The 12,149-nt window shown below is 65.1% G+C and carries 9 protein-coding genes; 5 read left to right on the top strand and 4 right to left on the bottom strand.

Features of this window, described 5'->3' with window-relative positions:
- The 4 genes from gcvP to DM872_RS10275 all read right to left on the bottom strand — a co-directional run.
- Window positions 1-2,805: aminomethyl-transferring glycine dehydrogenase (gene gcvP / locus DM872_RS10290; protein WP_179059388.1), on the bottom strand; the 2,805-nt coding region annotated here is incomplete at its 3' end.
- Between the two features lie 14 nt (window positions 2,806-2,819).
- On the bottom strand, window positions 2,820-3,197 hold the full coding sequence (gene gcvH, locus DM872_RS10285; RefSeq protein ID WP_179059387.1) for a glycine cleavage system protein GcvH: 378 nt from the start codon (window positions 3,195-3,197) through the stop codon (window positions 2,820-2,822).
- 348 nt (window positions 3,198-3,545) lie between these two features.
- Window positions 3,546-5,081: a sigma-54-dependent transcriptional regulator gene (locus DM872_RS10280; RefSeq protein ID WP_179059386.1), complete on the bottom strand. Its 1,536-nt coding sequence runs from the start codon at window positions 5,079-5,081 to the stop codon at window positions 3,546-3,548.
- 22 nt (window positions 5,082-5,103) lie between these two features.
- A complete protein-coding gene (locus tag DM872_RS10275) occupies window positions 5,104-6,015 on the bottom strand; it encodes a LysR family transcriptional regulator (protein WP_179059385.1) in 912 nt (303 codons plus the stop codon).
- A 157-nt stretch (window positions 6,016-6,172) separates the two neighbouring features.
- Between DM872_RS10275 and speB the strand changes: the two genes are divergently transcribed.
- From speB to betA, 5 genes are all read left to right on the top strand, one after another.
- Window positions 6,173-7,144, top strand: a complete 972-nt coding sequence (speB, locus tag DM872_RS10270) for an agmatinase (protein ID WP_179059384.1) — start codon at window positions 6,173-6,175, stop codon at window positions 7,142-7,144.
- Window positions 7,145-7,164: 20 nt separating this feature from the next.
- Window positions 7,165-8,667: an aldehyde dehydrogenase family protein gene (locus DM872_RS10265; RefSeq protein ID WP_179059383.1), complete on the top strand. Its 1,503-nt coding sequence runs from the start codon at window positions 7,165-7,167 to the stop codon at window positions 8,665-8,667.
- Between the two features lie 98 nt (window positions 8,668-8,765).
- On the top strand, window positions 8,766-8,939 hold the full coding sequence (locus DM872_RS10260; protein ID WP_179059382.1) for a hypothetical protein: 174 nt from the start codon (window positions 8,766-8,768) through the stop codon (window positions 8,937-8,939).
- A 3-nt stretch (window positions 8,940-8,942) separates the two neighbouring features.
- Window positions 8,943-10,424, top strand: coding sequence for a purine-cytosine permease family protein (locus DM872_RS10255; RefSeq protein ID WP_179059381.1), 1,482 nt, complete (start codon window positions 8,943-8,945; stop codon window positions 10,422-10,424).
- Window positions 10,417-12,102: a choline dehydrogenase gene (gene betA / locus DM872_RS10250; protein ID WP_179059380.1), complete on the top strand. Its 1,686-nt coding sequence runs from the start codon at window positions 10,417-10,419 to the stop codon at window positions 12,100-12,102. Before DM872_RS10255 ends, betA begins: the two co-directional genes overlap by 8 nt.
- Window positions 12,103-12,149: the final 47 nt, after the last annotated feature.

Genomic DNA, 12,149 nt, shown 5'->3' with positions numbered 1-12,149 from the left:
GACGTTGTCCACGCGGCCCACCGGCGGCCAGTACTTGCCGTCCACCAGGCTGGCGCTGGGGTACACGGCCAGTTCGCGGCTGTAGCGGTGGGTCCACTCGCCGACCAGCTCGTGGGCGGTATGCGGCGCGTTCTTCAGCGGGTTGTCGTCCTTGTCCAGCTCACCGGCCTCGACCGCGCGGATTTCTTCGCGGATGCGGATCATGGCGTCGCAGAAGCGGTCCAGCTCTTCCTTCGACTCGCTCTCGGTGGGCTCGATCATCAGCGTGCCGGGCACCGGGAAGCTCATGGTCGGGGCGTGGAAGCCGTAGTCGATCAGGCGCTTGGCGACGTCGTCGACGCTGATGCCGCTGGTCTCCTTGAGCGGGCGCAGGTCGAGGATGCACTCGTGGGCGACCAGGCCGTTGCTGCCGGTGTAGAGCACCGGGTAGTGCTCTTCCAGGCGGCGGGCGATGTAGTTGGCGTTGAGGATCGCCAGCTGGGTGGCGCGGCGCAGGCCGTCGCCGCCCATCATGCGGATGTACATCCAGGTGATCGGCAGGATGCTGGCGCTGCCGAAGGGCGCCGCGCTGACCGCGCCCTCTTTGCGGGCCATCTGCGCGTGGCCGGGCAGGAAGGGCGCCAGGTGGGCCTTCACGCCGATCGGGCCGACGCCCGGGCCGCCGCCGCCGTGGGGGATGCAGAAGGTCTTGTGCAGGTTCAGGTGGGAGACGTCGCCGCCGAACTGGCCCGGGGCGCAGAGGCCGACCATGGCGTTCATGTTGGCGCCGTCGATGTACACCTGGCCGCCGTTGGCGTGGATGACGTCGCAGATCTCGCGGATGCCTTCCTCGAACACGCCGTGGGTGGACGGGTAGGTGATCATCAGCGCGGCGAGACGCTCCTTGTGCTCCTCGGCCTTGGCCTTGAGGTCGGCGATGTCGACGTTGCCGCGGGCGTCGCAGGCGGTGACCACCACGCGCATGCCGACCATGCTGGCGGTGGCCGGGTTGGTGCCGTGGGCCGATTGCGGGATCAGGCAGATGTCGCGCTGGTCGTCGCCGCGGCTGAGGTGGTAGGCGCGGATCGCCAGCAGACCGGCGTACTCGCCCTGGGAGCCGGCGTTCGGCTGCAGGGACACGGCGTCATAGCCAGTGGCCTTACACAGCATGGCTTCCAGCTCGGTAGTGAGTTCCAGGTAGCCCTGGGACTGCTCGGCGGGAGCGAAGGGGTGCAGGGCGCCGAACTCGGCCCAGGTCACCGGGATCATCTCGCTGGCGGCGTTCAGCTTCATGGTGCAGGAGCCCAGCGGGATCATGCTGCGGTCCAGCGCCAGGTCCTTGTCGGCGAGCTTGCGCAGGTAGCGCATCAGCTCGGTTTCCGAGTGGTAGCGGTTGAACACCGGGTGGGCGAGGATCGCGCCCTGGCGCAGCAGGGCGGCCGGCAGGCGGCTGGCGACGGTGGCGGCCAGCGCGGCGAAGGCCGGCAGCGCCTGGCCATCGGCGAACAGCGCCCAGAGCTGCTCGACGTCGGCCTGGGTGGTGGTTTCGTCCAGGGACAGGCCGAGGCGCACGGCGTCCACTTCACGCAGGTTGAGGCGCTGGGCGCGGGCTGCGGCGTGGCGCTCGGCGGTCTGGGCGCCGGTGGCCAGGGTCAGGGTGTCGAAGAAGAATGCCTGCTCGACGGTCACGCCCAGCTTGGCCAGGCCCTGGGCGAGGATCGCGGTCAGCTGGTGCACGCGCTGGGCGATGCGGGTCAGGCCCTGTGGGCCGTGGTAGACGGCGTACATGCTGGCGATGTTGGCCAGCAGCACCTGCGCGGTGCAGATGTTGCTGGTGGCCTTCTCGCGGCGGATGTGCTGCTCGCGGGTCTGCATGGCCAGGCGCAGGGCCGGCTGGCCGTGGCGGTCGATGGAGACGCCGACCAGGCGGCCGGGCATGTCGCGCTTGAAGTTGTCGCGGGTGGCGAAGTAGGCCGCGTGCGGGCCGCCGAAGCCCAGCGGCACACCGAAGCGCTGGGCGCTGCCGAGGGCGACGTCGGCGCCGAACTCGCCGGGCGGGGTCAGCAGGGTCAGCGCCAGCAGTTCGGCAGCGACGGCGACCAGGGCGCCGGCGGCGTGGAAGCGTGCCACCAGTTCGCGGTAGTCGAAGAGGTCGCCGTTGGCGGCGGGGTACTGCAGCAGGGCGCCGAAGTAGGCGCTGGCGTCGCCGAGCTCACGCTCGTCGCCGATCACCACCTCGATGCCCAGCGGCTCGGCGCGGGTGCGCAGCACGTCGAGGGTCTGCGGGTGGCAGTGCTGGGAGGCGAAGAAGGCGTTGCTGGCCTTGTTCTTCGCCAGGCGCTTGCAGAAGGTCATGGCTTCGGCGGCGGCGGTGCCTTCGTCGAGCAGGGATGCGTTGGCCACCGGCAGGCCGGAGAGGTCGCTGACCAGGGTCTGGAAGTTCAGCAGGGCTTCCAGGCGGCCCTGGGAGATTTCCGGCTGGTAGGGGGTGTAGGCGGTGTACCAGGCCGGGTTTTCCAGCAGGTTGCGCAGGATCGGGCTGGGGGTGTGGCAGGGGTAGTAGCCCTGGCCGATGTAGCTCTTGAACAGCTGGTTCTTCGCGGCGATGGCCTTGATCGCGGCGAGGGCTTCGGCCTCGCCCTGGCCGGCCGGCAGGTCGAGCACGCTGGTGCCCTTGATGCTGTCGGGCACCACGCTGGCGATCATTGCTTCCAGGCTGTCGAAGCCCAGCAACTCCAGCATCGCGTTGGCATCGGCGTCCCGTGGGCCGATGTGGCGCGGGACGAACTCGTTGCGTGTGTCCAGGGGGAATTGGGCGAGGCTCATGGCAGTTCCTCCGGTCAGGCGTGGTCGGCGAGGAACGCGTCATAGCCGGCCTGGTCCATCAGGCTGGCGACGGCTTCGGGGCTGTTCGGGCGGATACGGAAGAACCAGCCGCCGTCCATGGGCGCTTCGTTGACCAGCTCGGGGTTGTCGGCGAGGGCCTGGTTCACTTCGATCACTTCGCCGTCCAGCGGCATGGTGATGTTGCTGGCGGCTTTCACCGACTCCAGCACGGCCACTTCGGCGCCTTGTTCGTAAACACCGGCGTCGGGCAATTGCACGAACACCACATCGCCCAGCGCTTCCTGGGCAAAGCTGGTGATACCGACAGTCACTTCGCCGTTGGCTTCGACGCGCAGCCATTCATGCTCGGGAGTAAAACGCAGAGTGGTCATGGAGCTTCCTCTTGTTATCAGGTTGGGTCCCGAGCGTTTGGCTCGGCTGATGGAACAAGAGCAAGTGCGGTGCCAACTCTTTAAAGTCCTTTAATTTCAATAATTTGAGCGATTTTCGGTGCCAGCCTTACTCTTTTTCTGGAGCGATATCGCTCCACGCCGAAAAGAGTCTTTCAGCTGCTCTGAATGAGGAAAGGCCCGGAAGCCGGGGCTTTGAAGGACATTGGAGCGGAATCGCTCCAGTGGAATGGAATCGAACCGGGGGATGAACTGTAGGAGCGAGCTTGCTCGCGAAAGATCGTGCTCGGACGGTTCGCGAGCAAGCTCGCTCCTACAAAAAAGCAGTCCTTATCGGGTAATACCGTACTTGCGCAGCCGCTGCCCGATGGCGGTATGGGACGTGTCCAGTCGCGCCGCCAACTGCCGCGTGGACGGGTAGACGGCATAGAGCTGTTGCAGCAGGTTCTTCTCGAAGCCCTGCACAGCGTCTTCCAGGCTGGTGACTTCCAGGGAATCGGCCTGATGCGGGCCCAACGCGGTGCCGGCAAGTTCGAGGTCGTCGCAGTCGATCAGGTCGATTTCGCTGACGGCGGCGGCGCGGAAGATCACGTTCTGCAACTGGCGCACGTTGCCTGACCAGCGATTGCCCAGCAGCAGCGGATAGGTGTTCGGGGCCAGTTGGCAGGGCGGTCGCTGGATTTGCGCGCAGGCCTGGTCGAGGAAGTGTTCGGCGAGCAGGAGGATGTCCTGACCGCGCTCGCGCAGGGGCGGGACGTCCAGGTTGAGCACGTTGAGGCGGTAGAACAGGTCCTCACGGAAAGTGCCGGCGCCGACCATGCTTTCCAGGTCCCGGTGGGTGGCGCCGAGCACGCGGACATTCACGTGGACTTCCCGATCCCCGCCCACCCGACGGAAGCAGCCATCGCTGAGAAAGCGCAACAGCTTGGCTTGCAGGTAGGGCGACATTTCGCCCACTTCGTCGAGGAACACCGTGCCGCCGTCAGCCATTTCCAGGAGGCCGGGCTTGCCGCCACGCTGGGCGCCGGTGAAGGCGCCCGCCGAGTAACCGAAGAGTTCGCTTTCGGCCAGGCTTTCCGGCAGGGCCGCGCAGTTCAGCGCCAGGAAGGGTGAATCGCGGCGGTCACTCAAGGCGTGGCAGGCGCGCGCCACCAGTTCCTTGCCGGTGCCGGTCTCACCGCGGATGAGCAGGTGGGCGTCCAGGCCGGCGACCTTGCGCAGGCGTGCCTTGAGCTGCTTCAGCGGCGGGGACTTGCCGAGCAAGGCTTCCATGCCCTCGCCGCCGTCATGGTGCAGCGACGCCAGCCGCTCGCCGATACGGCTGGGCGGGTAGAGGGTCAGCAGGCCCCCGGCCAGGTCGCTCGGTCCACCATCCGTGGCACTGCTGATCGGCGTGGCGTCCAGCAGCAGTGATTGCCCCTTGAAGGCCACTTCGCACATGGGCAGGCGAAACCCCCGGTCGATCAGGGTTTGCGCCAGCGCGGGATCATCGAACAGGTTCGACAGCGGCTCCCCGGCGGGCTCCCGGCCATAGAGATTGATCAGCGAAGGGTTGGCCAGCAGCACGTGGCCGCTGTCGTCCACCGCCAGCACCGGGTCACTGACGAACGCCAGCAAGGCATCGAGCTGCAGCCGGCGGCGCTGGCCGGGAAGGATGTCGACCACGGTCACCGCCTGCACGCCTTGTACGCCATGCAGGGCTTCGCGCAGTTCATCCAGCACTTCTGGACCGAGGCTGGGGGCGTCGATGTAGACGTTCGGTGGAATCATCTCCACCGCTTCGAGATTGAGGTTGCGGCCACCAAGCAAGGCCAGGACTTCCTGGGTGATGCCGACGCGGTCGATGAAGGTCACGTGGATGCGCATGGAATGTTCGCCTGCGGAGGGCTCAAGCCTTGCCCGTGCTGCCGGAGCACTGGGTCAGGTCTTCGAGGAAGGCATGGAGGATAGGTGGCATCGCCCCGCGACGGGTGATCACGTCGAAGGGCGATTCGAGCTGCGAATCGGAGATGGGCAAGCGGCGCATTTCGTCCGTACGTACCCACTGTTGGGCGACATGCATGGGCAACAGGCCTAGGTAGGCGCCGGAAATGATCAGGATGGCCAGGGCCTCGATGTTGTCCACCGTCGCTGCCGCCTTGTTCACGCCCAGTACGTCGAGGTCGTACTGCTGCATGTAGCCGCGCACCACGATACGGCTGGCGCCGATGGCCTTGCCCAGCTCGGCCCCTTCCAGCTTGGTTTCGAACAGGGGGTGGTGGCGTCCGCAATAGAGTCCCAGTGCCTCGCGGTACAGCGGCGAATAGTGGATGCCGGGAATGCGCGCCGGGAAGTGCCCGATGGCCAGGTGCAGGCGATTGTCCAGGACCCGTTCCTCCAGCTCCGCGGGTGTCCCGACGTAGACGCTGAGGTGCACGTCGTGCCCACGGGAGACGAAGCGCTGGGTGGCGCGGGGCAGGGGAGAGTCGCGGTCGGTGATCGTGCTGTCGATGATGCCGAGATTGAGCTTGCCGCTGATGCGCTGCTTGAGCACATCGGCGTCCATGCAGAAGGTCTCCACCGCCGAAAGCAGACGCTGGGTCGCCTCATGGATGGCCACGCCCTGTTCGGTCAGGCGGAAGCCGCTGCGGCCGCGTTGGCAGAGCTTCACCCCCAGTCGCGTCTCCAGGTGGTTCATCTGTTCGCTGATGGTGGACTGGCCCGCATTGAGCGCGGCCTGGGCAGCCGAGAAGCCGCCGCATTTGACGATCGTGGCGAAGACCCTGAGGAGTTTCAGGTCGACATCATGCAACTGGATCACGTGGGCCTCCCGCTCTCAACGATTACATCGTGACTGGCGATATAAGCATCTGATGTTTTGCATTTTTACAAAATAAATCTGCGCACATATTCGCTGCAACGGCGAATTCGAAGCCGGTTCGCCGACCACTGAAAACAAAAAAGCGAGGCGCGCGACTATGTCGAAGAATGCATATGAGTCCGGGCGGCTGAACCTGCCTTTCGTAGGTCACTGCACGTTTGCCAAATCCCCGATCTGCACCGATTGGGATGCCATCAACGCGGACGTCGCCGTGCTCGGCGCGCCCAATGACATGGGCACCCAGTGGCGCTCCGGGGCACGCTTCGGACCGCGCAGCATTCGCGAAGCCTCCACGCTGTTTTCCTTCGGCCATTCCGGCGCCTACGACCATGAAGACGACGCCCTTTACCTGACCCAGGACCAGGTGACCATGGTGGACGTCGGCGATGCGGACATCGTCCACACCGACATGGCCTCCAGCAACGACAACATCGAATTCGCCGTACGCAAGATCCTCGAATCCGGTGCCATGCCGGTGGTGCTGGGCGGTGACCATTCGATCCATGCCCCGGTGATCAAGGCCTACGAGGGCCACGCCCCCATCCATATCGTGCATTTCGATGCTCACCTGGACTTCGTCGATGAGCGCCACGGCGTGCGCTACGGCCACGGCAACCCGCTGCGCCGCGCTTCCGAGCTGGACCACATCGTCGGCATGACCCAGATGGGTATCCGCAACGTGTCTTCCTCCAACCGCGATGACTACGACGCGGCCCGCGCCGCCGGTTCGCAGATCCTGTCGGTGCGCGACGTGCGCCGCCTGGGCACCGAAGGTGTCATGGCGATGATCCCGGAAGGCCTGGACTACTACATCACCATCGATATCGACGGTTTCGACCCGTCCATCGCCCCCGGCACCGGCACCCCCAGCCATGGCGGCTTCCTCTACTACGAAGTGCTCGAAATCATCCAGGCGCTGGCCAAGCGCAGCCAGGGCCGCGTCGTCGGCATGGACCTGGTGGAAGTTGCACCGGCCTACGACCCCACTGGCGCCACCTCGATCCTCGCGGCGCAACTGCTGATGAACAGCATCGGCTTCATCTTCCACGAACGCGCCCGTAACCGCTGACAGGTCTGGAGGAACAGAGAGTGGACATCAAAGTAAAAGAGTATTTGCAGAAATTCGGTGTATCCGAGGCGACCCAGAGTTTCCTCGGCAAGTCCCAGAAAATGTTCGTCAACGGTACCTGGCTGGAATCGGCTGATACCGCCGAGGTGATCGAGCCGTCTACCGGCACCGTGCTCACCCGCATTCCCATGGGCACTGCGCAGGACCTGGACCAGGCGGTGCAAGCTGCCCGCGCGCAGTTCGACGGCGGTGCCTGGAGCCAGCTCAAACCGCTGGAGCGTGAGCGCCTGCTGCATGGCCTGGCCGACCTGATCGAAGCCAACGCCGATGAACTGGCGGAGATCGAATCCATCGACATGGGCAAGTCAGTCGCCCAGGCGCGTGCGGTGGATATCCAGGGCACCATCGACACCTTCCGTTACTTTGCCGGTTGGGCCAGCAAGATCCACGGACGCACCGTAGAACCGTCGCTGCCCGGCAATTACCTGGCCTATACCCGCAAGGAGCCGGTCGGCGTGGTGGGCGTCATCGTGCCCTGGAACTTCCCGCTGCAGACCATGGCCTGGAAGCTCGGCGCCGCGCTGGCAGTGGGCTGCACGGTGGTGGTCAAGCCTGCTGAGCTGACCTCTCTGTCGGCCCTGCGTTTTGCCGAGCTGGTACAGGAAGCCGGTATTCCCGATGGTGTGGTGAACATCGTCACCGGGCGCGGCAGCGTGGTCGGTTCGGCCATGTCCAGCCATCCGGGCATCGACAAGCTGAGCTTCACCGGATCGACGCCGGTGGGTTGCTCCGTCGGCAAGTCGGCCATGGACCAGATGAAGCGACTGACCCTGGAACTGGGCGGCAAGTCGCCGGTGATCGTCTTCGCCGACGCCGATATCAAGGCGGCGGCCCAGGCAGTGGCCAACGGCGTGTTCTTCAACTCCGGCCAGGTCTGCGATGCCGGCACCCGTGCCTATGTCCATCGCAGCGTGTACGCCGAGTTCCTGCGTGAACTGGCGGACTACACCGCAACACTGAAGATCGCCCCCGGCCTGGACCCGGACTGCTTCATCAGCCCGATGGTGTCGCGCCAGCAACAGCAGCGCGTGCTGGAGTACATCGAGACCGGCAAGGCGGAAGGTGCGGAGCTGTATTACGGCGGCAAGCCGGTCGACGGCCCCGGCTTCTACGTCCAGCCGACCGTCTTCGCCAACTGCCGCAATGACATGCGCGTCGTCCAGGAGGAAATCTTCGGCCCGGTGCTGGTGACCGCGCCCTTCGACGATGAAGAAGAGGCGCTGGCCCTGGCCAACGATTCGCTCTTCGGCCTGGCCGCAGCGCTCTATTCCAACGACCTCGGGCGGGTCCACAGCCTGATCCCGCGCTTGCGTGCGGGCACCGTCTACGTCAATGCCCACAGCACCCTCGACCCCTCCATGCCCTTCGGCGGCTACAAACAGTCGGGCTACGGCAAGGACCTCGGGTCGGAACAGCTGGAATACCTGCTGGAAACCAAAGCCGTGTGGATCACACTGCCCTGAGGAGCTGGGCGGAAATAACCGTCGCCTTCGGGCGACGGTCCTGATTGGCCGGGATGCATCGAATTTCAAGAACAAGAACCCATTGAGGTGATGCCCAGATGAACAGCCAACCCGATATAGAGCGTGCGCAAGAGCTGGAAAGACGCATACGCGTCTACGAACAACTGGAATCAAGCAAGGAGTGGCCGGGGGCGTTGAACGCCGTCGACTACATCGCAACCATCCTGATGACGCTGGTCCTGGTCGTCGGCTTCTACCTCTGGGGGTACTAAGCCATGACCCATCACGAACCCGTCAATCACAGCCTGGAAGCCGAGCGGGGCGATACGCCGCTCCTCCCCTCGGAACGTATGTGGGGCTTCTGGGAATTCACCTACGCCAACTCGGCCCTGGCCATCGCCACCTGGGCCTTCCTCATCGGTGGTGCGACGGCGCTTTTTGTCGGGCCGATGCAGGGCATCGCCGCCATCGTCATCGGCAACATCCTCGGGGTGTTGCTGACCACCTTCGCCACCTGCGTGCCTTGCGGTAAGTACGGCACCGAGCAGTTCACCTTCCTGCGCAGCATGTTCGGCACCAACGGCAGCCGGATGGTCTACGTGCTGGCAGTGGTGTTCCTCACCATGGGCTGGCTGGCGGTGCTGGGGCTGATGTTCGGCCGCTCCATCGACGGCCTCAGCGCCCTGGTCTCGGAGCACAAGACCGATGCCAACGGCTGGCTGGTACTGGCATCAGGCTTCTTCGCCGTGGTGCTGACCGGCTTCGTGGTCGCCAAGGGACCCACCTCGATCAAGGTGTTCAACACCATCGTGGCGCCGGCCCTGGTCGTGATCATGGGCGTGATGTTCTACATGATCCTCAGCGAGCATTCCTTCTCCGAACTGATGGCCATGCCCGCGCTGGATGCGCCCTTCGACGACAAGCGCGTCAACTTCATGATCGCCGTCGAGGTGAACATGGCGGCGGGCTTCTCCTGGTGGCCCTATGTGGGCAACCTGGCGCGCCTTTCGAAGAACCAGCGGACCGCCTACTGGCCGAACATCATCGGCATCTTCGCCGCTGCCGCCCTCGGTGAAGTGGTGGGCCTGCTGGCTGCCGCCGCGCTGGGTGACAGCGATCCCACGGTGTGGATGACCCGGATCGGCGGCCTGACCTTCGGCGTCATCGCCCTGGGCTTCGTGGCCTTCGCCAACGTCACCAGCATGGTGAACATCCTCTACACCTCCATCGTCGGTCTGCGCCAACTGGCGGGACAGAAGCTGCGGGAGTTCAGTTGGGAATGGCTGGTGGTGCTGTTCTGCGTAGCGCCAGGGTTGATCGTGCTGTTCGCGCCAGGCATCTACGACGGCTTCTTCATCTTCCTGGTGTGGACCTCGGCCCTGAACAGCGCCCTGGCAGGCATCGGCATCGCCGACTACTTCTTCCTGCGCCGCCAGCGCCTGAACCTGCGCCACCTGTACGCCCACGGAGCGAACGCGCCATTCCATTTCTGGCACGGCTTCAACCCGGCAGCCGTGGTTGCATTGGTCGCCGGCTTCGCCATCTACGTGGTGGTGTTCAACCCGCAGACCCTGGCCAACACCACCTTCTTCACGTTCGCCACCGCTTCCCTGCCGTCCTGCCTGCTGGCCGGACTGGTCCACTACGTGCTGACCCGCGTGCTGGCCACCCGTATGGGCTGGGGCGCGTACCCAAAGGGAAACGAACGCAACACCGAGGCCCTGGGCCTCACCGCAAAGGGCTACAGCAATGAATAAGCGATACGACTACATCATCATCGGCGCGGGTTCGGCTGGCTGCGTCCTGGCCAACCGCCTGACCGAGGATGCCGGCACCTCCGTACTGGTCCTGGAATTCGGCGGTAGCGACCGCAGCGTGCTGATCCAGATGCCCAGCGCCTTCTCCATCCCGATGAACACCAAGAAGTACAACTGGCGCTACGAGACCGTGGCCGAGCCGCACCTGGATGGCCGCCGCCTGCACTGCCCGCGCGGCAAGGTGCTGGGCGGTTCGTCCTCGATCAACGGCCTTGTCTACATCCGTGGCCATGCCTACGACTTCGACGAATGGGAAAACCTCGGGGCAAAGAACTGGAGCTACCGGAACTGCCTGCCGTACTTCAAGCGTGCGGAGACCTTCAAGTTCGGCGGCGATGATTACCGGGGTGCCAGCGGCCCGCTGTCCACCAACAACGGCAACAACATGCAGAACCCCCTGTACGGCGCCTGGGTCGAGGCGGGTGCCGAGGCCGGATACATCAAGACCGAGGATTGCAACGGCTACATGCAGGAAGGCTTCGGCGCCATGCACATGACCGTGAAGGATGGTGTGCGCTGGTCCACCGCCAATGCCTACCTGCGTCCGGCCATGGAGCGCCCCAACCTGACCGTGGTCACCCACGCCATGACCCGCCGCATCCTGCTGGATGGCAAGCGGGCGGTGGGCGTGGAGTACGACCAGGGCGGCCAGACCCACACCGTGTATTGCAACCGCGAGGTGCTGGTGTCTTCGGGCCCGATCGGATCGCCGCATTTGCTGCAGCGTTCCGGCATCGGCCCGCAGGAAGTGCTGAAGAAGGCGGGCATCGAGGTTCGCCACGATCTGCCGGGCGTCGGCGAAAACCTTCAGGACCACTCGGAAATCTACATCCAGTACGAATGCAAGGAGCCCATCACCCTCAACGGCAAGATGGGGCTGCTGGGCAAGGCACTGATCGGACTGCGCTGGCTGCTGTTCAAGGATGGCCTGGGCGCCAGCAACCACTTCGAGGCCGGCGGCTTCATCCGCTCCGAGCAGGGGCTGCGCTGGCCGGACATCCAGTTCCACTTCCTGCCAGCAGCGATGCGCTACGACGGTGACAAACCGTTCAAGGGCCATGGCTTCATGATCCTCACCGGCCCCAACAAACCGAAGAGCCGTGGCCATGTCCGCGCCCTTTCGGCCGACCCCTACCAGCACCCGGAAATCCGCTTCAACTACCTGGAGAGCGAAGAGGACCGCGAGGGCTTCCGCCGCTGCGTGCGCCTGACCCGCGAGATCATCGGCCAGCCAGCCATGGACCGTTACCGTGGCGTCGAGCTGGCGCCCGGCCCGAACGTGCAGACGGACGAGGAAATCGACGCCTTCGTGCGTGCCAGCATGGAAAGCACCATGCACCCCTGCGGTTCTTGCCGCATGGGTGAGGACGACATGGCGGTGGTGGATTCCGAACTGCGCGTGCGAGGCATCCAGGGCTTGCGGGTGATCGATTCGTCGGTCTTCCCCACCGAGCCCAATGGCAACCTCAACGCGCCGACCATCATGCTCGCCGAACGCGCCTCGGACCTGGTGCGCGGTCGCCGGACCCTGGCGGCCGAGGATGTGCCGGTGGGGCTGGCCGCCAACTGGGAGAGCGCCCAGCGCAGCCATGCGCCGGTGCGGCAGGTGGGAGTCTGAGGTGTAGGGCGAAAGCTGCTCTGCTCATCCAAAATATCCGTACCCGC

Source organism: Pseudomonas taiwanensis, assembly GCF_013393345.1.
Classification (GTDB): domain Bacteria; phylum Pseudomonadota; class Gammaproteobacteria; order Pseudomonadales; family Pseudomonadaceae; genus Metapseudomonas; species Metapseudomonas resinovorans_C.
This window is presented reverse-complemented; position numbering and strand designations above follow the sequence as displayed.

Excerpts from the sequence above, each read along its gene's own strand:
- gcvH (WP_179059387.1), bottom strand. The coding sequence starts at position 3,197 with ATGACCACTCTGCGTTTTACTCCCGAGCATGAATGGCTGCGCGTCGAA.
- DM872_RS10280 (WP_179059386.1), bottom strand. The coding sequence starts at position 5,081 with ATGCGCATCCACGTGACCTTCATCGACCGCGTCGGCATCACCCAGGAA.
- speB (WP_179059384.1), top strand. The coding sequence starts at position 6,173 with ATGTCGAAGAATGCATATGAGTCCGGGCGGCTGAACCTGCCTTTCGTA.
- DM872_RS10260 (WP_179059382.1), top strand. The coding sequence starts at position 8,766 with ATGAACAGCCAACCCGATATAGAGCGTGCGCAAGAGCTGGAAAGACGC.
- DM872_RS10255 (WP_179059381.1), top strand. The coding sequence starts at position 8,943 with ATGACCCATCACGAACCCGTCAATCACAGCCTGGAAGCCGAGCGGGGC.
- betA (WP_179059380.1), top strand. The coding sequence starts at position 10,417 with ATGAATAAGCGATACGACTACATCATCATCGGCGCGGGTTCGGCTGGC.